19 protein-coding genes are annotated in these 21490 nt (G+C 61.6%); 8 read left to right on the top strand and 11 right to left on the bottom strand.

Annotated features, from left to right (window positions below):
- Positions 1 to 3: 3 nt before the first annotated feature.
- The 6 genes from FBAL_RS15340 to FBAL_RS15315 form a co-directional block, all read right to left on the bottom strand.
- Positions 4 to 1131, bottom strand: a complete 1128-nt coding sequence (locus FBAL_RS15340) for an ABC transporter permease (protein WP_013346495.1) — start codon at positions 1129 to 1131, stop codon at positions 4 to 6.
- Positions 1128 to 2693 carry an ABC transporter ATP-binding protein gene (locus FBAL_RS15335; protein WP_013346494.1) on the bottom strand — a complete coding sequence of 522 codons (1566 nt, stop codon included), beginning with the start codon at positions 2691 to 2693 and terminating at the stop codon, positions 1128 to 1130. Before FBAL_RS15335 ends, FBAL_RS15340 begins: the two co-directional genes overlap by 4 nt.
- 80 nt (positions 2694 to 2773) lie before the next feature.
- Entirely contained in the window at positions 2774 to 3778 is a 1005-nt protein-coding gene (locus FBAL_RS15330; protein ID WP_013346493.1) for a BMP family lipoprotein, read from the bottom strand.
- 276 nt (positions 3779 to 4054) lie between these two features.
- Positions 4055 to 4738, bottom strand: coding sequence for a ChrR family anti-sigma-E factor (locus tag FBAL_RS15325; RefSeq protein ID WP_013346492.1), 684 nt, complete (start codon positions 4736 to 4738; stop codon positions 4055 to 4057).
- Positions 4725 to 5297 carry a sigma-70 family RNA polymerase sigma factor gene (locus tag FBAL_RS15320; protein ID WP_171814280.1) on the bottom strand — a complete coding sequence of 191 codons (573 nt, stop codon included), beginning with the start codon at positions 5295 to 5297 and terminating at the stop codon, positions 4725 to 4727. Before FBAL_RS15320 ends, FBAL_RS15325 begins: the two co-directional genes overlap by 14 nt.
- A 95-nt stretch (positions 5298 to 5392) precedes the next feature.
- A complete protein-coding gene (locus FBAL_RS15315; RefSeq protein ID WP_013346490.1) occupies positions 5393 to 5974 on the bottom strand; it encodes an LON peptidase substrate-binding domain-containing protein in 582 nt (193 codons plus the stop codon).
- Positions 5975 to 6100: 126 nt separating this feature from the next.
- Between FBAL_RS15315 and FBAL_RS15310 the strand changes: the two genes are divergently transcribed.
- The 7 genes from FBAL_RS15310 (at position 6101) to FBAL_RS15280 (ending at position 12352) form a co-directional block, all read left to right on the top strand.
- Positions 6101 to 6850, top strand: coding sequence for an SDR family NAD(P)-dependent oxidoreductase (locus tag FBAL_RS15310; protein WP_013346489.1), 750 nt, complete (start codon positions 6101 to 6103; stop codon positions 6848 to 6850).
- Positions 6829 to 8088 carry an NAD(P)/FAD-dependent oxidoreductase gene (locus FBAL_RS15305; RefSeq protein WP_148226763.1) on the top strand — a complete coding sequence of 420 codons (1260 nt, stop codon included), beginning with the start codon at positions 6829 to 6831 and terminating at the stop codon, positions 8086 to 8088. Before FBAL_RS15310 ends, FBAL_RS15305 begins: the two co-directional genes overlap by 22 nt.
- Entirely contained in the window at positions 8085 to 8807 is a 723-nt protein-coding gene (locus FBAL_RS15300; protein WP_013346487.1) for a DUF1365 domain-containing protein, read from the top strand. Before FBAL_RS15305 ends, FBAL_RS15300 begins: the two co-directional genes overlap by 4 nt.
- Complete coding sequence (locus tag FBAL_RS15295; protein ID WP_013346486.1) at positions 8807 to 10012, top strand: SAM-dependent methyltransferase; 1206 nt, start codon at positions 8807 to 8809, stop codon at positions 10010 to 10012. The genes FBAL_RS15300 and FBAL_RS15295 overlap by 1 nt, the downstream gene beginning before the upstream one ends.
- 22 nt (positions 10013 to 10034) lie before the next feature.
- Positions 10035 to 10532: a chalcone isomerase family protein gene (locus FBAL_RS15290; protein WP_013346485.1), complete on the top strand. Its 498-nt coding sequence runs from the start codon at positions 10035 to 10037 to the stop codon at positions 10530 to 10532.
- Positions 10529 to 11080, top strand: coding sequence for a DUF3833 domain-containing protein (locus FBAL_RS15285; protein ID WP_013346484.1), 552 nt, complete (start codon positions 10529 to 10531; stop codon positions 11078 to 11080). The genes FBAL_RS15290 and FBAL_RS15285 overlap by 4 nt, the downstream gene beginning before the upstream one ends.
- Before the next feature lie 174 nt (positions 11081 to 11254).
- Positions 11255 to 12352, top strand: coding sequence for a rhomboid family intramembrane serine protease (locus tag FBAL_RS15280; RefSeq protein ID WP_342633022.1), 1098 nt, complete (start codon positions 11255 to 11257; stop codon positions 12350 to 12352).
- Positions 12353 to 12412: 60 nt separating this feature from the next.
- Here FBAL_RS15280 and fkpA read toward each other — a convergent pair whose 3' ends face one another.
- Positions 12413 to 13198, bottom strand: coding sequence for an FKBP-type peptidyl-prolyl cis-trans isomerase (gene fkpA / locus FBAL_RS15275; protein WP_013346482.1), 786 nt, complete (start codon positions 13196 to 13198; stop codon positions 12413 to 12415).
- Between the two features lie 281 nt (positions 13199 to 13479).
- Between fkpA and FBAL_RS15270 the strand changes: the two genes are divergently transcribed.
- On the top strand, positions 13480 to 14016 hold the full coding sequence (locus FBAL_RS15270; protein WP_013346481.1) for a YaeQ family protein: 537 nt from the start codon (positions 13480 to 13482) through the stop codon (positions 14014 to 14016).
- A 55-nt stretch (positions 14017 to 14071) separates the two neighbouring features.
- Here FBAL_RS15270 and FBAL_RS15265 read toward each other — a convergent pair whose 3' ends face one another.
- From FBAL_RS15265 to FBAL_RS15250, 4 genes are all read right to left on the bottom strand, one after another.
- Entirely contained in the window at positions 14072 to 14500 is a 429-nt protein-coding gene (locus FBAL_RS15265; RefSeq protein WP_013346480.1) for an HIT domain-containing protein, read from the bottom strand.
- 60 nt (positions 14501 to 14560) lie between these two features.
- Entirely contained in the window at positions 14561 to 15586 is a 1026-nt protein-coding gene (locus FBAL_RS15260; RefSeq protein ID WP_013346479.1) for an HD domain-containing phosphohydrolase, read from the bottom strand.
- Positions 15579 to 20849 carry a PAS domain S-box protein gene (locus FBAL_RS15255; RefSeq protein ID WP_013346478.1) on the bottom strand — a complete coding sequence of 1757 codons (5271 nt, stop codon included), beginning with the start codon at positions 20847 to 20849 and terminating at the stop codon, positions 15579 to 15581. Before FBAL_RS15255 ends, FBAL_RS15260 begins: the two co-directional genes overlap by 8 nt.
- 96 nt (positions 20850 to 20945) lie before the next feature.
- Complete coding sequence (locus FBAL_RS15250; protein WP_013346477.1) at positions 20946 to 21464, bottom strand: phosphatase PAP2 family protein; 519 nt, start codon at positions 21462 to 21464, stop codon at positions 20946 to 20948.
- Positions 21465 to 21490 lie beyond the last annotated feature (26 nt).

Genomic DNA, 21490 nt, shown 5'->3' with positions numbered 1-21490 from the left:
GACTTAGGCCTCCTGCGCTTTCAGTTTGTCCGCTTTAGCGGCGGTGATGGCCAGGTAGATCTTCTCGACCGGCTTCACCAGCATCAGCGACAGGGCACCGGAGAACAGCACCACCAGGGCCTGCACCACTTCCACCATTTCGCGGTCCACGTTGGGGTATTCGAACGACAGTTCGTTACCGCCCTGGAACAGCACGCCAAACAGCAGGGAAGCGAACAGGATGCCGATGGGGTGGCCACGGCCAATCAACGCCACGGCAATCCCGGTAAAGCCGTAACCGGCCACGAAGTCGAGACGCAGCTGGTGGCTGTAACCGGCCACTTCGTTCATCCCCAGCAGACCCGCCAGGCCACCGGAAATCAGCATTACGATCACGGTCAGTCGCTTGGGGTTGATGCCGCCGTAGCTGGCGGCAGTGGGGTTGGCACCCAGGGCCCGAATGGCGTAACCCCAGCGGGTGTGCCACAGCAGCAGCCAGACCATCACCAGGGCAGCCAGGGCGATGAAGAAGGAGAAGTTGAGCGGGCTCGGGTCGAAGGCGATGCCGAACCAGCCGAGGATCTCATCCATCATCGGCAGGCGGGCGTTCTCACCAATCAGGCGGGATACCGCGGACATCTCACCGTCCGGCTTCAGCACGTTCACCATCAGGTAGACCATCAGTGAGGAGGCGATGAAGTTGAACATGATGGTGGTGATCACCACGTGGCTGCCACGGTAGGCCTGCAGGTAGGCCGGGATCAGCGCCCACAGGGCACCGAACAGCATGCCACCCAGCATGGAGACCGGGAAGATCACCCAGAACGGCATGGAGGCATCCAGCGCCAGACACATCAGGCCGGTGCCCAGGCCACCGATGTAGGCCTGACCCTCACCACCGATGTTGAACAGGCCAGCGGAGAAGGCCACCGCGACGGCGAGACCGGTAAAGATGAAGTTGGTGGCGTAGTACAGGGTGTAACCCACGCCTTCCTGGTAGCCCAGGGCACCCTGAATCATCAGGGAGGCGGCTTCAACCGGGTTCACGTCCACGGCGATAAACACCAGGGCGGAGACCGCGAAAGCCATCAGCAGGTTAAGCAGCGGCAACAGCAGGACGTTGATCCAGGCCGGCAGTTTGTTGTTGTTCACAGGGTCTCTCCTGCTTTGAGTTCATCAGGAATGACGTTGGCCATCATCATGCCGAGGATGCGTTCGTTGGCTTTGTCGGCGGGAACTTCGCCCACGATGTTGCCGTCGAACATCACCACGATGCGGTCGGACAGGGCCAGGATCTCATCCAGTTCCACCGACACCAGCAGCACGCCTTTGCCCTGGTCACGCATGTCGATGATGCGTTTGTGGATGTATTCGATGGCACCGATGTCGACGCCACGGGTGGGCTGGCCGATCATCAGCACGTCCGGGTTCTGGTCCACTTCCCGGGCGATGATCAGCTTCTGCTGGTTACCACCGGAGAACAGCGAGGAGCGCAGTTTCGGGTTGGGCGGGCGCACGTCCCACTCTTCCATCAGGGCGCGGCACTTGGCTTCGATCGCCTTGGGCTTGGACAGCACCGGACCGTTGTATTGTGCCTGCTCGTGGAAGCCCAGAATGGCGGACTCTTCGGCGGAGAAGCTCTTGACCAAACCCATGGCCAGGCGGTCTTCCGGTACGTGGCCCACTTTCATGGCACGGACGGATTTCGGGTCGGAAGGGGCTTCCGGGGTGATGTGGTGGCTGCCGATGCGGATTTCGCCTTTGCTGGGCACCAGGATGCCCGCCAGCGCTTCCATCAGTTCGGACTGACCGTTGCCGGAAACCCCGGCGATGCCCACCACTTCACCGGCACGGATGTCGATGTTGACGGACTTGAGCATGTCGACGCCGCGATCGTCGGTGTAGGTCAGGTCGCGGGTGGACATCAGCACCTCACCGGGCTTGGCCGGGCCTTTCTCCACTTTCAGTCGAACCTTGCGGCCCACCATCAGTTCGGCCAGGGCTTCCTTGTCGGTGTCGGCGGTCTTAACGTGACCCACCATGGCGCCCTGGCGCATCACCGAGACGTTGTCGGTGACGGCGAGGATTTCGCGCAGCTTGTGGGTGATCAGCAAGATGGTGACGCCCTGCTGACGCAGTGCATCGAGAATGCGGAACAGGTGGTCGGTTTCCTGTGGGGTCAGCACCCCGGTCGGTTCATCCAGGATCAGAACCTTGGCGCCGCGGTACAGCGCTTTGAGGATCTCCACCCGCTGCTGCAGGCCTACCGGCAGCTCTTCAATGGTGGCATCCAGGGGCACGTCGAGCTGGTACTCTTCGGCCAGGCGGGTCAGCTCCTTGCGGGCTTTACGCAGGGAACCGGCCAGCAGGCCGCCCTCTTCGGCGCCGAGGATGACGTTTTCCAGCACGGTGAAATTGTCCACCAGCATAAAGTGCTGGTGCACCATGCCGATGCCGGCGGCGATCGCTTCACGGGAGGAGGTGATGGTCTGACGTTGGCCTTCCACCAGGATCTCACCGGAATCGGCTTCGTAGAAACCGTAGATGATGTTCATTAGGGTGGATTTACCGGCGCCGTTTTCGCCGATGATGCCGTGGATGGTGCCGGCAGGGACTTGCAGATTGATATCCCGGTTGGCGTGGACGTCGCCGAACCGTTTTTCGATACCGCGCAGTTCCAGCGCAAGCGGCGACTGGGGTCGGGCTTGAGACATGGCTGTGTTTCTCGCTATTGCATGATAGAAAGCCCCCGGGATCCGGGGGCTTTTCTTAAGTCACTGAATCCGTTAGGGGATTAGTATTTGCAGCTGTTGTCAGCCATGTAGTCGTGAACGACGATTTCGCCAGCGATGATCTTCTTGGCGATGGCGTTCAGTTGCGCTTCGTCCTCAGCGCTGATCAGGTCGCGGTTGTACTCGTCCAGAGCCCACTCGATGCCACCGTCGGCCAGACCGTTGGCCTGGATACCGGCGCTGAAGTTACCGGCCTGGTACTCTTCAAACACCTTGTAGGTGGTGAAACCAACACGCTTAACCATGGAGGTCAGCATGGTGCCCGGGTGCAGGTGGTTCTGGTTGGAGTCAACGCCGATGGCGAACTTGCCTTCGTCTTTGGCGGCCTGGTAAACGCCGTTACCGGTACCACCAGCGGCGGCGAATACGATGTCAGCGCCACGGGAGAATTGGCTCTTGGCCAGCTCAGCACCACGTACCGGGTCAGCGAAGGCGGCCGGGGTGGAGCCGGTCATGTTCTGGAACACTTCAGCGTCGCCGCTGACGTGCTTAACACCCTGCTCGTAACCGCAGGCAAACTTACGGATCAGCGGGATGTCCATGCCGCCGATAAAGCCCACTTTCTGGGTTTCGGACTTCATGGCTGCCAGAGCGCCCACCAGGAAGGAACCTTCGTGCTCAGCGAACACCAGGGACTTCACGTTCGGCAGGTCAACCACGGAGTCGATGATGACGAAATCGGTTTCCGGGTACTTCTTGGCCACTTTCTCCAGGGAGGCGGCGTAGTTGAAGCCCACAACCACGATCGGGGAGTAACCGCGGCGAGCCATACGCTCCAGGCCCTGCTCGCGCTGAGTGTCGTTGGACGGCACGTATTCGAATACCTTCACGCCTTTGTCTTTGTTGAAGGCGATAACGCCATTCTCGTAAACGGCCTGGTTGAAGGATTTGTCGTGCTTACCAGCAGTATCGTACGCCACGGCCGGTTTGAAATCGGCTGCAGTGGCAACGAAGGAGGTCAGGGCAAGAGACACTGCGGCGGCAGTGGCGGCAAGAGCTTTCTTCATCATTTCCTCGCGTGTAGTAATTTTCTTTTATTGATCCCCTTCATGGGGATTCTCTGTCACAGCCATATAACGGCAGCGAACCATGAGCAAGCGGATAAATTCGCCGCCGAGTTCGAATGTGAAATGGATCACGAAACTGGACGGGCCAGAGTCTACCAGCTCGGTAAATTGCTGCAATGAATACAAATTCGGGCTGGTTAAAAAAACTACATTCGTAGGAAAGTTACGAAAAAACGCGCCGCCGGGTGGATCCCGACGGCGCGTTTTGTTGGTTATTTAGCGAAAGAAAAGTTGCGACAGTGGATTCAATACCCGAGCCAATCCGGAGGTGAATTGAAGCGGCTTGTCGAGGGCACTGATCACCAGGCAATCCTCATCAGCATCGGTAAACGGCTGATGCTCATGGCGGCCGTCGAGGTGGATAAAGTCACCCATCTTGTATTCGCCACGGTCATCGGCGAAGCCGCCGTGCAGCACCAGGGTCAGCTCCTCACCGTGGTGGGTGTGCTGGGGCACCGAGGTGTTCGGATCCATGTGGATAAAGAAGAACCGATCGTCGTCCCCCTGCGCATTGAGCCGGGCCTGGTGCAGGCCGCCGGGCAGGCGGCTCCAGCTGCCCAGGTGCGGCATCTGTCGGGCCAGCACCCGGGGCAGGACAAAGCGACGGTGCTCAAGCTGAAGCTCAACCGGCGCTTCAGGCGCCGGGGCGACCAGCGGGGTGTCCGGCAGACTGGACAGCATGTCGGCCAGCATCGCTTCGGTGGCGTCCTGCTCCTGGTGGCTGCTGTCATGGTGCCAGCAGCGTTCGGACAGGGCCTGCTCCCGTTGTGCGACGTGATGGCGACATACCGGGCAGAACTCGAGGTGGGCGGCCAGCAACAGTGCCTTGCCGCCGTACAGCTGGCCCTCGGCGTAAGCGTCGAGCCACGCTTTGTCAGGGTGGTGGTTAATGGTGTTCATCCAAAAGCTCCCGAATCCGGTTGAGGGCAAGGCGCAGACGCGACTTGACGGTGCCGAGCGGCACCCCAAGGGCGTCGGCCACTTCCTGATGTGACCGGTCCTCAAAGTAGATCATGGTGACCACCTGCAACTGCTTGGGGGGCAGGTGACGACAATACTGCTCCAGTTGTTGACGCAACACTGGTTGGTCGAGCTGGTCCGCTTCCATCTCTGAATCCATGGCCGGCTCAAGGTAGAGATCCTCGGCACTGGGGTGCTCAGGCCGGGCTTGTGCACGGCGCATCATGTCGTAACTGACGTTACGCGCCACGGTAAACACCCAGGTCGAGACCCGGCCTTTGTCCGGGTGGTAGAGGTGCGCCTTGAGCCACACCTTGGTCATCGCCTCCTGCACCATCTCCTGCGCCAGCGCGTCATTGCCGAGTTGGCGTCGCGCGTGACTGAGCAAGCGCGGTGCAAAGTGGCGAAACAGCTGTGCAAAGGCGTTTTTGTCGCGGTCTTTGGCGACCGCACCCAGCCAAAGTCGATGCTGGTCCGCTTCATCCATCGTGTTGGTCACTGGGATCCCGTACTCCGTGATCATCCCCATACGCTGAGTATCTCCGGCATTGTGGGCAATATCCAGTGTCGTAACGCGTGAGTGACGAAACTGGATCACTGGGATTGAATCAGGTCGTTCAACAGCAGCAGTGTCTGGTCCGGGTCCGCGGTCCACAGACGCTGTTTCTGGCCCGCTTCCAGCGGGACAACCTCCAGCCAGCGTTGTGCCAGCCAGGCGGCGTCCTGCCACTGGGGGTGTTGATACAGCTGCCCCAGTTCGGGGTAGTCCTGATAGATCTCGGACAGCTTCTGCTGCAGCGGACTGAAGGCGTCATTCAGCGGCGTGGCCTGCCAGTTGTCCATTGGCCGGACCCGGCCCAGGCGCAGCTCATCGGGCTCCGTGCGGATGGTCATGATCTCCACCTTCTGGATACCCTCCACCGTGATCCCCAGCATGCCATCTTCCAACGCATCAAAGTCGACCACCTTAACCAGGGTGGCCAGTGGCCAGATGTGGGTGTTGGCGTCCTTGTTGCCCTTGGGGTCCAGCATGCACATGGCAAAGGCGTGCTCGCGGTCAAAGCTCTCCCGCACCATGCGCACGTAGCGGGGCTCAAAAATCCGCAGCGGCAAGCGGCCACCGGGGAACAGGTGGCTGGTGAGCGGGAACAGAGGCAGGTCTTCAATAATGGGCATGCAGGCATCCTGTACAGCATTGAGGTTGTCCTGTTTACGCTGCAAAAAGGCAAAAGGTTCAGTGATCTTTTCGCCTATGCTTGGCGTAACGATACTTCCCACAACCACAATAAAGTCACACACTTAATGATTACTGTGTTGATTACCGGCGCCACCTCAGGGATTGGACGCCAACTGGTTATCGATCACCTGTCAGCGGGCTGGCGGGTGATCGCCTGTGGCCGCAACCCGGATGCATTGGCGCAGCTGCAGGCCCTGAGCCCCGGCCAGGTGGTGGCAGCGAAGTTTGATGTGACCGACCAGCAGCAGACTGAAACGACCCTGTCTCAGGTGTTGGCCGAGACGCTGGGCGATGGCCCGCTGGACCGCGCCATTCTCAATGCCGGCACCTGCGAGTATCTGGATGTGGAAAAGTGGGACACCGCGCAGTTTCGGTTGGTGATGGAGGCCAATGTGATGGGCCCGGCCAACTGCCTTGGCGCCCTGTTGCCCAGGCTGGACCGGGGCAGTGAGCTGGTGTTGGTAGACAGTCTGGCCCGGTTGCTGCCGTTTACCCGGGCTCAGGCTTACGGCGCCAGCAAGGCCGCGCTGCATTACCTGACCCGGACCCTCGAGGTCGATCTGGCCGAGCGGGGCGTGCGGGTGATGGCGGTATCACCGGGCTTTGTGGACACCCCGCTGACGCAGCGGAATACGTTTGGGATGCCGGCTTTGATGACGGTAGAGGATGCCAGCGCAGCGATCATGGAAGGCATGGCGGCAAAGAAACGCAATATTCGGTTTCCGCGTCGCCTGTATTGGCCACTGACCCTGCTCTCCTGGCTTGGTGAAGGATTACAAGTAAGGATATGTCGATGGCTCAAGAAGCAAGAATGAACATCGCCGTCGTTGGTGGAGGCATCTCGGGCATGACCTGTGCCCACCTGTTGGGGCAGCACCATGATGTGACCCTGTTTGACCCGGAGGACTGGCTTGGCGGCCACACCCACACGGTGGAGGTGGATGGCCAGGCGGTGGATACCGGGTTTATTGTTTACAACGATCGCACCTACCCGAATTTCCAGAAGCTGCTGGCCTCACTCGGGGTGGCTGGCCGCCCCACCGAAATGAGTTTTTCGGTGGCGGACCCGGACCGCAACCTGGAGTACAACGGCCACAATCTCGATACCCTGCTGGCCCAGCGCAGCAACCTGCTCCGTCCCCGGTTCTGGTCGATGGTGCGGCAGATCCTGCGTTTCAATAAGCTGGGCAAGCAGCTGGTGGAGGAGGAAGCCATCCCCGACTGCACCTTGGGAGAGTTTCTCCAGCGCGAGGGCTTTTCCGGCTGGATGGTCAGCCACTACCTGTTGCCGATGGGCGCCGCCATCTGGTCCTGCAGTCTGGACGACATGCGCGGCTTCCCGCTGCGTTTCTTCCTGCGTTTTTTCCACCACCACGGATTGCTCGACATCGCCAACCGCCCCCAGTGGTATACGGTGCAGGGCGGTTCATGGCGCTACGTTCAGGCGATCATCGAAGCCGGGCGTTTTCAGCTTGAGCTGGAAAATGGCATCCAGCGGGTGTGGCGTCACGACAATGGCGTTGAGCTGGAAGACAGCCACGGCCAGCGTCGCCACTTTGATCAGGTGATCCTGGCCTGCCACTCCGATCAGGCCCTGGCCATGCTGGCGGACGCCAGCGAGGAGGAGCAGGGGGTATTGGGGGCCATCCGCTACGCCCCCAACGAAGTGATTCTGCACACCGATGTCAGTACCCTGCCGACCCGCCAAAAAGCCTGGGCCAGCTGGAACTACCAACTGGGTGAGGCGGTGGGGGATGCCCGCCCTGTCGCGGTCACCTACAACATGAACATCCTGCAGGGACTGCAGACCGATACCACCTACTGCGTCACCCTCAATCCGGTTACCCCGATCGATCCTGCGACCATTCGTGGCCGTTACCACTACAGCCACCCACAATTTGATCTGGTGGCGGAAGCGGCCAAGGCCGAGCGGAGCCGCATCTGTGGCGTGGCCCGTACCCACTTCTGTGGGGCCTACTGGTACAACGGTTTTCATGAGGATGGCGTACGCAGCGCACTGGATGTCTGCCGACGCTTTGGAGTCGAGTTATGAGGTCTCAGCTGGCTACCGGTACCGTACTGCACCATCGGTTCAGTGCGCCGGAGCATCGTTTCAGCTACGGCATCCACATGCTGATGCTCGATCTGGATGAGCTGCCGGCGCTGGCCCCCTTATGGTGTCGTCCGCTGTTTTGGTTCCGTCGCCAGGATTACCTCGGCGAGGGGGATCTCAAGCAAGCGGTCCTGCACCGCATCAATGCACTGAGCGAGACCCCACTGGATGGCAAAGTGTGGCTGCTGGGCCAGTACCGCAACCTGGGGCTCTACTTTTCGCCGGTGAACTTCTACCTGCTGGAAGGGGAGCACGGCTTCACTCACATGCTGGCTGAGGTCAGCAACACCCCCTGGAATGAGCGCCACCATTATCTGATCCCGCTGGATAGGGATGAGGGCAACGACAAGGTGTTCCATGTCTCCCCCTTTATGCCCATGGGCCTGCAGTACCAGTGGAAAGTGGCCATCCGGGATGGCGACATCGGCATCCTTATCCGCTGCTTGCATGCCGATACCGGCCGACCCAAGTTTGTGGCAGATCTGCGTCTTAACACCGAACCGTTGAACCGTGCCAGCTTGTGGCGCGTATGGAGACGCACGCCGTCGATGACGATCAAAACCGTCGCCGGCATCTATTATGAAGCGCTCCGGCTCTGGCTGAAGGGCGCCCAGTTTTATCCCCATCCGAGGGGCAATCGGACGCAAGGAGAACCATGATGACCACCCAGGTGACGACCGCCCCCCGTTGGGATTTTGCGCTGTGCCGGGCACTGCTGATGAAGCTTCTGCCCGGCCTGAAACACGGCACCCTGGTGCTCAATGACGCCGGTCAGCAGTGGCGGTTCGGTGAGGGCCAGCCGCAGGTCACCCTGACCGTGAACCACCAGCGCGCCTGGCGCGCCCTGCTGTTTGGCGGCGGCATCGCTTTGGCAGAGCTGTACCGCGATGGTGACGTGGATTGCGATGACCTGACGTCGCTTCTGACCCTGTTTGCCCGCAACCTCGATTGGCTCGATAAGCTGGAGGGACGCTTTGGCTTTGTACTCGGGCCGTGGCAGACCCTGAAACACCGCCTCCGCCACAACTCCAAAGCCAACGCCCGCAAGAACATCGAGGCGCACTACGACCTCTCCAACGACTTCTACAAGCTGTTTCTGGACAACGGTATGGTCTACTCCAGTGCGATCTGGCGGGAATCCAATGACCTCGACCAGGCGCAGCAGACCAAGATCGCCCGACTGTGTGACCAGCTTGAACTGAGCGCCGATGACCATCTGCTGGAGATCGGCACCGGCTGGGGCGCCCTGGCCATTTACGCCGCCCAAACCTATGGCTGCCGCGTCACCACCACGACCATCTCAGAGGCCCAGTACCAGGAGGCCAAAGCGCGGGTTGAGGCGGCGGGCCTGAGCGACCAGATTGAACTGCTGCGCCTGGACTACCGCGACCTGACCGGCCAGTACGACAAGATCGTCTCGGTGGAGATGATTGAAGCGGTGGGCGAGCGTTACCTTCCCGGTTTCTTTCAGACACTGGAACAGCGCCTTAAGCCCGGTGGCAAGGCGGCGTTGCAGGCGATCACCATCGCCGACCAGCGCTATGAAAGCTATCGTCGTGGTGCGGACTTCATCCAGACCTACATCTTCCCCGGTGGCTTTCTGCCCAGCGTGCAGGCGATGAGTGGCCTGGTGGCTGAGCAGACCAATATGGTGATCCGCGACCTGACCGACATCGGCCTCGACTATGCCCGCACCCTTACCCACTGGCGGGAACGCTTCGAGCAGGCCCTGCCGCAGGTACGACAACTGGGTTTTGATGATCCCTTTATCCGTCTGTGGCGTTACTACTTCTGTTACTGCGAAGCGGGCTTCCTGACCCGCCGCGTCAGCACCGTCCAGTTGACGATGGAGAAGGCGCAGTAACGTGGTATGACGGAGGTGCCCGATGCTGGCCACGATACTGCTTTCCCTGAGCCTGAATGTGCCGCTGGACCAGGTGTCCATGGCACCACCGATGAAACCGGTAGGGGAATCACGACTGAAGGTGTTGTGGTTCCCCATCTACCACGCCCGGCTGTACAGCGATAACGGCGTCTATGATGGCATCGAAGCTCCGCTGGCGCTGGATTTGACCTACCTGCGCGACATCGACGCCGATGACCTGATTGACCACACCCGCTCGGAGTGGAAACGGCTCGACCTGTATGACGCCAAAACCAGCGAGGCCTGGTTGCAGAAACTGGCGCAGCTGTGGCCCGACGTCGCCCCCGGCGATCGACTCACCCTGGTGATGCAGCCGGAGCAAAGCGCGTTCTTTTTTAACGGTGAGCCGCTGGGCAGCATTGCCGAGGCCCGCTTTGGTGAGCAGTTTCTGGCGATCTGGCTGCACCCGGATTCGCGCTACCCCAAATTGCGCAACGCACTGATAGGACAATCCCGATGAGGCATACCCTGCTGGCGGCACTGATATTGCTGCTGACCGCCTGCTCCGGCGGCGACCTGACCCAGTACCAGAATCAGTCCCCGGCGCTTGAACTCAAAACGTTCTTTAACGGCCCACTGGTGGCCACCGGCATGGTGCAGGACCGCAGCGGCGACGTGACCCGGCGGTTTACCGTCACCATGACCGGCACCTGGCAGGGTGACACCGGTGTGTTGGACGAAACCTTCTACTGGGACGATGGCGAGGTCAGCAAGCGGGTCTGGACCCTGACCAATCTCGGCAACGGTGAATATCGGGGCAGCGCAGACGATGTGCTGGATCAGGCTGAGGGGCAGGCCGTAGGTCCGGTACTGAAGTGGCGCTACAAGCTGCAGCTGCCGGAGGAACAGGGCGGCTGGGTGTTGAGCTTTGACGACACCATGGTGTTGGTCAGCGAGACGGAGCTGCTGAATGTGGCGGTGATGACCAAGTGGGGACTGGAAGTGGGCCGGGTGGTGCTGACCATCCGCAAGGCGGAGGAGGACGCGCCGATGGCGGCGCGTCAGTGAGGTCTGAGGTGAGCCACCACGGGCGGTTGCTCATTGCACCCGCATCGTCCCAGAAGGCGCTTTTGAAGCGCCTTTTTTGTGCCCGGCTGTTGCCACGAGGAGCGGCAATGCCAAAGGTGCAATTCGTTAACAATCAAGCTATTGTGTCGCTTTTTCCTGGCCGGGTGTGCAGTGATGGGAAGGGTGACAATGGCGAGGCAGTGCCCTCAATGTTCGGACGAAACCATGGAGGTGTTCGATTTCCATGGCGAAGAGGTGGATGAGTGTCCCCGCTGTGGCGGCCTGTGGTTTGAGCGGGGGGAGCTGGACTCCGCGCTCTCCAGCGCCAACAACGGTGATGACAATGTGCAGATGGAGCAGCAGTTGTATACCCGACTGCGTAACTATCATCGCGATTGCCACGCCTGTGAGCGTGTGCTGACCCAACAACCGCTGTTGCCGGGTCATGACCTGGAAGTGAACGCCTGCCGCAGTTGCCTCGGGGTGTTTGTCGACCACGACTGCCGCGAGATGATTGTGCATTCACCTCAGCTGCAGCGGGATCTGGCGGAGCTCAATGGCGACACCGGTGTGAAAACCTGGGTGTTCCAGTTTCTCTCCAAGATGCCGGTGGAGTTCAATATCAAGCCGCGCACTACGCCCTGGCTGGTGTATCTCCTGATTCTGATTAATGTCGCCCAGTTTGGTCTGGAGCTGGCGTATCCCAACTGGATGCAGTGGACCTATGACAACCTGACCCTGCGGCCGGATCAGGTGATGGCGGGGCAGCAGCTCTGGTCCCTGCTGACCAACATGTTCATTCATGGCAGCGTCGCACACCTGCTGGGCAATATGTATTTCCTCTATGTGGTGGGTGACAACCTCGAGGACGTGCTGGGGCGCTGGCGCTTTTTGGCGATCTACCTGGCTTGCGGCCTGGTGGGCGGGGTCGCCCAGGTGTTGTCCGATCCCGGCTCCGACATTCCGATTCTCGGCGCCAGCGGTGCGGTCGCCGGCCTGTTTGGCATGTATCTGATGTGGTTCCGCCACGCCAGCCTCACCTTTATGCTCTGGATATTCCAGAAGAAGCTGAGTCCCGCCTGGTTCTTTGGCATCTGGCTGGTGATCAATGTGATTGGCGTGGTGCAGCAGGGGGAAGGGGTCGCGTACTGGGCCCACATCGGCGGCTTTATCAGTGGCCTGGTGGTGGGTATCGCCTGGCGCCAGCGTATTATGGACGCCAATCCGGTGCTGGCGATGCTGAACCATCCCAAGCTACAGGTTCTGCGTTGACCCAAAAGTCAGAAACAAAAAAGGCGCCCCAGGGCGCCTTTTTTTATGCTCGCGTCGCGCTTACTTGTCAGCGCTCTCTTCGAGGGCCGGCTCGCCGTTGATGGCGAACAGTTCCACTTCGAATTTCAGCGGGGTGTTCGGGGCGATCATCTGGCCCGCGCCACGCTCGCCGTACGCCAGTTCAGACGGGATGTACAGTTCGTACTTGGAGCCTACCGGCATCAGCTGCAGACCTTCGGTCCAGCCCTTGATCACGCCGTTCAGCGGGAAGCTGATGGTTTCGTTACGGGCGTAGGAGGAATCGAACTCCTCGCCGGTGGGCAGGGTGCCACGGTAGTGAACGGTGACGGTGTCTTCGGCGGTCGGCTTGGCGCCGTCACCCTCGGTGATCACCTTATACATCAGGCCGGAATCGGTGGTGACCACGCCTTCCTGCTTGGCCATCTCGGCCAGCCAGGCAGCGCCTTCCTCTTTCACCTTGGCCATTTCGGCTTCACGCTTGGCGTTGGCCAGCTCGGTCACCTTCTGCTCGAACGCCATCAGCACTTCCTGCATCTGCTCGTCGGTCAGTTGACTGTTATTGTCCAGGCCATCGGTCACACCGGCCAGAACCAGTTTGCGGTCCAGGTTCACGCCCAGTTCCTGCTGTTGGTCGAGGCTGCCGCCGATGTATTGCGCCATGGATACGCCAATGGCGTAAGCCACTTTCTGCTCCTCGGTGGTCAGAGTAACCTGAGGGGCAGCGGCTTCAGCCGCGTTCGGGGTCTGGTTCTTGGCGGCGTCGTCCTGACAGCCCGCCAGCGCAATCGCGGCGCCGATCAGGCCCACTTTAAACAGCTTGTTCATGATGTTCTCCCAAATGTGTGCCCGACTACTATTGGGGCGAATGAGGCAAAGTGCAAGGGGCACGACAGAATTGCTGAGCCTATAGAGCCTTGAATCTGCTGCCAGTTCCCCTGGCGTGATGCACTCTGCACCGTTTGTTCAGTTTCTGTTCGGCGGGTTTGCGGGCGGGTAATGGAACCCCTTGTCCGGACGGGAATTCTGTTGTGGTTACGCTGGTGCTTGTTGTTTGCCCCGGCCTGCTTTACCCTCAGCCGCTGATTTTTCCTTAAGTGAGCCTGTTCATGGCACTGAAAGCCACCGTATTCAAAGCCCGGGTGCAGCTGTCCGATATGGACCGCCATGTCTACCTGGAGAACAACCTGACCCTGGCTCGCCACCCGTCTGAAACCGACCTGCGCATGATGCTGCGCCTGCTGGCCTGGGGGATGTACGGTAACGAGCGCCTGGAGTTTACCCGCGGCCTGTGTGCCGATGATGAGCCGGAGCTGTGGCAGAAGTCCTACAGCGACGAGATTGAGTTGTGGATTGATCTGGGGATGCCGGAAGAGACCCGCATCCGCAAAGCCTGCAACCGTGCACAGCAGGTGGTGCTGCTGGCCTACGGCGACCGTGCCGTGCCGGTGTGGTGGGAGAAGAACAAGGGCAAGTTCAGCCGCTTCGACAACCTGACCGTGTGGTTTATCGGCGCGGAAGAGGGTGAAGCGCTGGCGGCCATGGTGGAGCGCACCATGGATCTGGCCATCACCATCAGCGATGGTGAGATCAGCGTGAGCGGTGGTGAGCATTACGTCACCCTGACCCCGCAGCGTTTTAAGTAACGCGGAGTTCCCATGAAAAAAGGGCGCCAGTGGCGCCCTTTTTTCATTCCGGCCCTCAGGCGGCTGGAACAAATCCGTCCATCGCGGCGAGCGCCTGCCGCCAGAATTGCGCGGCTTCAGCCAGCGCGTCCGGCTCATAGGGTTTGCTGGGCAGGGCGCCCCAGATGGGGCCGGGCCAGGCGTCGTCGCCTTCAAACCGGGCGACGTGATGAAGATGCAGTTGTGACACCACGTTACCCAGTGCGCCCACGTTCATGCTGTCCGGCTTCAGGGCCTGTTCCATCAGGCTGGCGATCTGGCAGGACTCGCGCATCAGTTGCTGCTGGTCGGCCTCACTCAGGTGATGGATCTCGGTCAGGTCGGCGCGCATCGGCACCAGCAGCAGCCAGGGGTAACGGCTGTCGCGGTGCAGGCGCACCTGGCACAGGGGCAGGGTGCCCAGCAGCAGGGTGTCGGCGTCCAGCCGGGGGTGCAGACTAAACATAATATTCTCTCTGGGTTTTGAGGGGCTTACGCTAACCAAGCCGCGGGGTTTCGGCAAGCGTCATCGCTGCTCCCGATAGCGTTCGGCGATGAGGCGGAGTTCCGGCTCCAGCCCGACAAAGTGTTCCATCAGGGTGGGGTCGAACAGGCTGCCGCTGTCGCTGATCATCTGCTTGAGGGTGTCCTCGATGGTCCAGGCGTCCTTGTAGGGGCGGCGTGAGGTGAGGGCGTCGAACACGTCGGCAATGGCGACAATGCGGCCCTCAATGGGAATGGCCTCGCCTTTCAGCCCCTGTGGGTAGCCCTCGCCATCCCAGCGCTCGTGGTGGGTCAGGGCGATGGTGCTGGCCATCTGCATCAGCTCGGTTTCCAGATCGCCGAGGATGCGCGCGCCCAATTCAGGGTGGGTGCGCATCACGCCCCACTCCTGCTCATCGAGCCGGTCCGCTTTCTTCAGAATGCCGTCGGGGATGCCGATCTTGCCGATGTCGTGCATGGGCGCGGCGTGCAGCAACACCTGGCAGAAGTGTTCCGGCAGGCCTGCGGCCCGGGCCAGCTTCTCGGCGTAGTGGCTCATGCGGATGACGTGCAGGCCGGTTTCGTTGTCTTTGTACTCGGCCGCCCGGCCCAGGCACTGCACCACATGCAGACGCGCTTGTTCCAGCTCCTCGGTGCGGGCCCGTACCAGGCTTTCCAGGTGTTGGGCCTGGCTGTACAGGGCGAGCTGGGCTTTGACCCTGGCCCGAACGATGGCGGCGTTGACCGGCTTGGTCAGGTAGTCCACCGCGCCCACCGCCAGTCCGGCGGCTTCGTCCGACACTTCCCCCAGCGCGGTCACGAATATCACCGGGATGGGGGAGGTCATCGGCTGTGCTTTCAGGCGTCGGCACACCTCCAGACCATCCATCTCCGGCATCATGATGTCGAGCAGGATAAGGTCCGGCGGGCTGGCCTGGACAATCTTCAGCGCGGTGGGGCCGTTCAGTGCCACCTTGATCTTGTAATCCGCTTTGAGAATGCCCACCAGCACATCAATGTTTTCAGGCATGTCGTCCACCACCAGGATGGTGGCTCGGCCGTCAGTCATGCTCAGGGGTCTCCTTTGCGTGCTTTAGCCAGGCGTCCAGCCATGTCTTGGCCTGGTCGAACTGGTATCCCTTGATCAGTTTAGCCAGCGCAGCCAGGTTAGCGTCACTGTGTCCCTCCGCCAGCGCTTCCACCTTGTCGGCGGCACTGGCGTCGTAGGCATCGAGCAGGGGCATCAGTTCGGACAGGGCCTCAATCAGCGCCGCATCCGCCAGGGGAGGGGCATCGCTGGGGGGCGGGGTGTGGTGCCACTGGTTAATGGCGTCGAGGATGGCGGCCAGGGTTTTGCCGGCCCGTACCCGCAGCTTGGGGTCATCCTGCTGTTGGCTGAACTGGCGCTCCAGCTTGGCCAGATAGCGCACCAGCTGAGGGCTGGCGAGGCTGCCGGCCAACCCTTTTAGGCTGTGGGCCAGACGCTGGGCCTGGGCCCAGTCGCCCTGGCTGACCGCCGCGGCGAGGGTGTCCATGGCGGTGGCCTGGGACTCCGCAAAGCGGGTCAGCAGGCGCTCATACAATTTGGCACTGCCCTGAACCAGCGCCAGTCCCTTATCCACGTCCAGCAGAGGGCTGCGGGGCCAGGGTTGCAGGTTGGCGCCGGGGGCGGGATTGGCGTCGGGCTGTTCCGCATCCGGCGCCAGGTAACGCCAGAGCACCCGGTGCAGCTGGCTCAGGTCGATGGGTTTGGCGATGTGTTCGTTCATCCCGGCGGCCAGGCATTTCTCCCGGTCCTCCTGCATGGCATTGGCGGTCATGGCCACCACCGGCAGCGTCATATTCAGCTGGTCCCGAATCGCCCGGGTGGCCTGGTAGCCGTCCATCACCGGCATCTGACAATCCATCAGCACCAGATCGTACTCGCCGCTCTTCAGCTTCTCCAGCGCGACCCCGCCATGTTCCGCCACACTGACCCGCAGGCCGAGCTGACGCAGGAACTCGCAGGCCACCTCCTGGTTGACCTGATTGTCCTCCACCAGCAGCACCCGCTTATTGGCGATGGCGGAACGTTGGGTGTCATCGAGTTGCCAGTGGGCGCGGCGACGCACCGGGGTGGTTTCGTGGCGCTGGTCAAGCAGACTCAGAATGGTGTCGAGCAGGCGTGAGGGGTTGGCGGGTTTGGAGAGCAGGGCGCCGATGCCGGTCTGCTCCGCCTGCTGTTGCAGCGCTTCATCGCCATAGGCGGAGATCATCAACACCATGGCGGTGTTATGGCCCTGCTGCTTCATGGCTTCGGCCAACTCCAGGCCGTTCATCTTGGGCATGTCGTAGTCGGTGATCACCAGCACCATATCGGACAGTTCCGGCAGCAGGGCGAGTGCCTGCTCGGCGCTGTGGGCCGGGATCACGTCGAAGCCAAAGGCGCTGAGGTTGCGCTCCAGGATCTCCAGCGCGGTGTCGTTGTCGTCCACCAGCAACACCTGGCGCCCTTCCAGCTCAAACAGCTCCGGTTGTGGCGGTTGTTCCGGCAGGGCCAGCTCGATGCTGAAGTGGAAGGTGCTGCCCGCGCCTGCGGCGCTGTTCACCTGGATCTGTCCTCCCATCAGGCTGACCAGGCGCTGGCTGATCGCCAGCCCCAGCCCGGTACCGCCATATTTGCGGGTGGTGGAGCTGTCGGCCTGGGAGAAAGACTGGAACAGCCGGGCCTGCTGCTCGGGGCTCATGCCGATGCCGGTATCGCGCACCGAGAAGGTGAGTCGGGTCTGGCCCGGTGGCGCGCCGTCCAGCTGGCGGATCGCCAGCACGACCTCGCCGTGGTCGGTGAACTTGATGGCGTTACTGAGCAGGTTGATCAGGATCTGGCCCAGCCGCAGCATGTCGCCGTTCAGCCGCGCGGGCACCTCGGGTTCTACCGCAAACAGCAGCTCGACCCCTTTCTCTTTGGCCCGGACGGCAAACAGGTCGGACAGTTGCTCCAGCAGCTCGTCCAGAGCGAAGGGCTCCTGCTCCAGCTCCAGTCGGCCCGCCTCAATCTTGGAGTAATCGAGCACGTCGTTGATGATGCCCAGCAGCGATTGGCTGGCGGAATCGATCTTGCGCAGGTAGTCGGCCTGGCGCGGCGGCAGGTCGGTCTGCAGGCAGAGCTGGGTCATGCCGATGATGGCGTTCATCGGGGTGCGGATCTCGTGGCTCATATTGGCCAGGAAGTCGGTTTTCGCCTTGCTGGCCGCGTCGGCGGCCTCCTTGGCCTGGCGCAGCGCTTCATTGATTTGGCGTCGCTCGGTGACGTCGGACATGGTCAGTACCAGGGCGGAGAGTCCCCCCTGGTAATCCTTCAGCACCACGGCGCGCATGTCGGCCCAGCGCAGAGAGCCGTCCGGCTTGCGGTAACGCATCTCCTGCGCCAGGTGGCGCTGCTCGCCCGCCAGCAGGGGGGCCAGCGACTGGTTGAAGCTGTCGCGGTCTTCCGCCGGCAACAGCTGACTGATGTGCTGGCCAATCAACTGCTCCGGTTCCAGCTCAGCAAACTGCTGGAACCGCTCGTTGGCCTCGCCGATCACCCCCAGCTTATTGAGGGTGACGATGGCGATACCGGCGTTATCAAACAGGGCACGGAAGTGGGCTTCGGAGTTGACCAGCTGCTGCTCCATCGCCTTGCGCTGGCTGATGTTGACCAGGAAGCCGTTCCACCACAGCGCGCCGCTGTCATCGCGACTGACCTGCACACTGACGGAGAACCACTGCTCCGTCCCGCCAATCACAAAGCGCACCTCCCGCGACCAGTCCTGCTGACTGTCGGCGGAGCGCTTCAGGGTGGTTTCCAGCGCACCGCGGTCTTCCGGGTGCACCAACTCCAGCACGCTGTTGAGGTTCTCCAGCACGCGACTCTTGCTGACCCCGAGGGCCTGGCGGATGCCGCCACTGACAAAGCTGCAGCGGATCCCTAGTTCGGAGTCATCCTGCTGCAGCTGGAATACCACGCCGGGCACCGACTCGGTGATGGTTTCCAGCTGAGCCTTGGCAGCCAGCATCTGCTGATGGTTGCTGCGGGCTTCGGTGATGTCGTGGATGGAGCCATCCAGCCACATCGGCTTGCCGTTTTCGTCGTAGTGGGCGCGGCCCTTTTCGTAGACCCAGCGCACCTGACCCCGGCGGTTGATGATGCGGTACTCCTGTGACCAGCTGTCGCCGGCCTCGACCCCAAGCTTCACCACTTCGGCCAGCCGCGTTGCGTCTTCAGGATGGATCAGGCTGGCAAAGCTGCGCTTGGCATTGTTTAGGAAGTCGGACGCCGGGTAGCCGGAGAGGTCCTTGATGTGGTCGGAGATGAACGCCATGGTCCAGTGGCTGTCCAGGGCGCAGCGGTACACCACGCCGGGAATGTTGCCCACCAGGGTGCGGAAGCGCTCTTCGGACTCGCGCAGTTTGCGGTCCATGGCGTGGCGTTCACTGATGTCGCGGATGATGGCGGCGATGCGGGGTTGTTGTCCCGCAAAGGCGGGCAGCTCACTCAGGCTGATCTCCACCGCCAGCTTCTTGCCGTCGGCGCGGTAGAGCGCCAGCTCCATGCCGCCAGGACGGGCGGTGGCATCGCTGAGGAAGGCTTCGCGCAGCTGCGGGTGATGGTTTCGGCTGGCGGGGGGCACCAGCACCTCCACACTCTGGCCGATCAGTTCGTCGCGCAGGTAACCGGTCAGGCTTTCCGCCTGCTGGTTGAGGTAGACCACGGTGCCGTCGGGCTCCGCCAGCAGGATCGCATCCGGGGCGGCGTCCAGCACCGATTGATACCAGCGACCCGCTTCCAGCTCTTCGGTCATGTCGGTCAGCAGCGCTTCGATGCCGAGCAGGTCACCCTGAACGTCGGTGACCGGCTGCATATAGGCGCTGAACTGGCGCACCTCCCCGTTTTCATGGCGCAGGGCCAGGGGATGGGGCGGCACCGCCTGCCCCTGCATCAGCTGCTCCTGATAGCGCCAGCTGGATTCGTTGATCTCATCATCGACAAACAGGCGCGGGTAGCGTCGGGCAAACTCTTCCGGACTGTAACCCAGCACCGCCTTGACGCTGTCGCTGGCGTGCAGCACTTTGCCGTCCGGGTCCATGGCGTAGTAGAACGCGGTGTCGCCCATCCCCTCCAGCAGTTTGGCCAGGCGGCTGCCGTGGGCATCCTGCAGCCTCAGTTCCCGCTCTTTCAGCGCTTCCGCCATGCTCAGCAGCCCCTGATCGAGGGCCTGGATCTCTTCGGTGCCGGGCACCTTGAGGGCGGTAAGAGAGCGGCTGCCGTGCTGCAGGGCGATGACCCGATGGCGCAGTTGCTCCAGCGGGCGGGCGATGCGCCGGGTCAGCCACCAGGCGATCAGGGCGAACAGCAGGGTGAACAGCAGCAGCTGGAGGACGCTGTTGCGCATCTTGGCCAGAATGGGGGCGTCGACGGTCTCCGCCGGGCGGGCAATGGCCAGCAGCCAGTCGGTGGTGGGAATCCACTGATAGGCCACCACGAACTCACCGCCATCGGCCATCACCATCCGCTCGATGCCGAGCTCCTGCTGGCGCATCCGGTCCAGCAGGTCGGCGGGATTGGCGTCGTTGTCCAGCAACTGCGACAGGTTGCGGTTGAGGATGAACTCCGGGTTGGCGTGGGCCAGCATGAAGCCATCCCGGTCCGCAATCAGCAGCTCCTCCATCCCCACTTCAAGCAGGTCATGCAGGCGTTGCAGGGCGAGGTCTCCGGTTACCACCCCCTGAAAGCGCCCCTGATAGAAGAAGGGGGCGCTGTAGGTGGTCATCAGGATGTTGCCGGCGCTGTCATCGAAATAGGCCGGGGTCCAGTAGCTGGTGTTCTTCTTGGCGGGGATCTCCCACCAGGCCCAGCCGCCGTCACTGTAATCGTACGCGTTGGCGGCGATGTCCATGCTTTGGGTGCCGCTGCGGTCACGCCAGGAGTAGGGGCTGAAGGGGCGGCCAAGATGGCTGGGGTCCAGCGCAATGGCGCTGCCGTAGAGGTAGGGGTTGTTCTGGAGATGGAAGCGGGTCAGGCGGTAGAGCTGGGCTTCGTTCAGCTCAGTTTCTTCGGAAAGGAGAATGACTGAACCGGTGACGGTGGTGACCACGCCGGTGAGGATCCCATCGAGCCGCTCAGCCACCAGCATCACCTCATCAGCAAGGTGCTGGCGGATCTCTTTCTGCCATTCACGTTGCTCGATGTAGAGGTTGAAACCCATGATGGCGATCAGAAGCAAGACCATGGGTAGCAGCAACTGCCACAGCAGCCGCTGTCGCAAAGGCGGCGGCTTTTTGCCTGCCGCCGCGTCGGGCGCAGAGTCGTTCATGTCCAGGCCGGTCCCAGCGTTGGTTACCGGACAGTGTAGCGTGAAACGACTTAGTGACTTGAAAAATATGTCAATTTATTGATCTTGCTGGGGCTGTCAGAAGGTCACTATGCCACTGATCATCAAGCCATCATCCAGCACTACCGGGGCCAATTGAACCGGAGCCTGCGGGTCCACCAACCACTGGTTAAAGGCGATGCCGATGGCGGCGCCGGCCAGAACGTCGGCCCAGTTGTGATCGTTGGTGTTGACCCGGCTGACTGCCGTCCAGGATGCGAGCGCATAGGCGGGTGCCCCATATTGCCAGCCATAGCGACGCTGCAGATAGGCTGCCGCTGAGAAGGCGTTGGTGGCGTGTCCACTGGGGAAACTGTCGTTGTCGCTGCCGTCGGGGCGGTCGGCGTCGACGGCGCTTTTCAGCACTAGGGTGGTGGCGCTGCTGGCGGCAAAGCTCAGGCCAAACTGCCACAGGCCATCGTAGTCCTCTTTCCACAGGGCGGTTCCCGCAGCGGCGGCGGGCAGGGCGATGCGCAGGGCGGAGGCGAGTTGCTCGCTGTCGGCTTTGGCCGGGCTGGCCAGCAGCAGGAGCAGGGGAAGAAGGCGTTTAAACCACATAAAAAAAGCTGCCGTGAAAAAAATCA

This window comes from Ferrimonas balearica DSM 9799, from assembly GCF_000148645.1.
Classification (GTDB): Bacteria; Pseudomonadota; Gammaproteobacteria; order Enterobacterales; family Shewanellaceae; genus Ferrimonas; species Ferrimonas balearica.
This window is presented reverse-complemented; position numbering and strand designations above follow the sequence as displayed.

What these genes read in the sequence shown, in the direction of transcription:
- FBAL_RS15325 (WP_013346492.1), bottom strand. Translation starts at nt 4,738, where the DNA reads ATGAACACCATTAACCACCACCCTGACAAAGCGTGGCTCGACGCTTAC.
- FBAL_RS15285 (WP_013346484.1), top strand. Translation starts at nt 10,529, where the DNA reads ATGAGGCATACCCTGCTGGCGGCACTGATATTGCTGCTGACCGCCTGC.
- fkpA (WP_013346482.1), bottom strand. Translation starts at nt 13,198, where the DNA reads ATGAACAAGCTGTTTAAAGTGGGCCTGATCGGCGCCGCGATTGCGCTG.
- FBAL_RS15290 (WP_013346485.1), top strand. Translation starts at nt 10,035, where the DNA reads ATGCTGGCCACGATACTGCTTTCCCTGAGCCTGAATGTGCCGCTGGAC.
- FBAL_RS15305 (WP_148226763.1), top strand. Translation starts at nt 6,829, where the DNA reads ATGGCTCAAGAAGCAAGAATGAACATCGCCGTCGTTGGTGGAGGCATC.
- FBAL_RS15295 (WP_013346486.1), top strand. Translation starts at nt 8,807, where the DNA reads ATGACCACCCAGGTGACGACCGCCCCCCGTTGGGATTTTGCGCTGTGC.
- FBAL_RS15260 (WP_013346479.1), bottom strand. Translation starts at nt 15,586, where the DNA reads ATGACTGACGGCCGAGCCACCATCCTGGTGGTGGACGACATGCCTGAA.
- FBAL_RS15315 (WP_013346490.1), bottom strand. Translation starts at nt 5,974, where the DNA reads ATGCCCATTATTGAAGACCTGCCTCTGTTCCCGCTCACCAGCCACCTG.
- FBAL_RS15250 (WP_013346477.1), bottom strand. Translation starts at nt 21,464, where the DNA reads ATGTGGTTTAAACGCCTTCTTCCCCTGCTCCTGCTGCTGGCCAGCCCG.
- FBAL_RS15300 (WP_013346487.1), top strand. Translation starts at nt 8,085, where the DNA reads ATGAGGTCTCAGCTGGCTACCGGTACCGTACTGCACCATCGGTTCAGT.
- FBAL_RS15255 (WP_013346478.1), bottom strand. Translation starts at nt 20,849, where the DNA reads ATGAACGACTCTGCGCCCGACGCGGCGGCAGGCAAAAAGCCGCCGCCT.
- FBAL_RS15330 (WP_013346493.1), bottom strand. Translation starts at nt 3,778, where the DNA reads ATGAAGAAAGCTCTTGCCGCCACTGCCGCCGCAGTGTCTCTTGCCCTG.
- FBAL_RS15335 (WP_013346494.1), bottom strand. Translation starts at nt 2,693, where the DNA reads ATGTCTCAAGCCCGACCCCAGTCGCCGCTTGCGCTGGAACTGCGCGGT.
- FBAL_RS15280 (WP_342633022.1), top strand. Translation starts at nt 11,255, where the DNA reads ATGGGAAGGGTGACAATGGCGAGGCAGTGCCCTCAATGTTCGGACGAA.
- FBAL_RS15310 (WP_013346489.1), top strand. Translation starts at nt 6,101, where the DNA reads ATGATTACTGTGTTGATTACCGGCGCCACCTCAGGGATTGGACGCCAA.
- FBAL_RS15270 (WP_013346481.1), top strand. Translation starts at nt 13,480, where the DNA reads ATGGCACTGAAAGCCACCGTATTCAAAGCCCGGGTGCAGCTGTCCGAT.
- FBAL_RS15265 (WP_013346480.1), bottom strand. Translation starts at nt 14,500, where the DNA reads ATGTTTAGTCTGCACCCCCGGCTGGACGCCGACACCCTGCTGCTGGGC.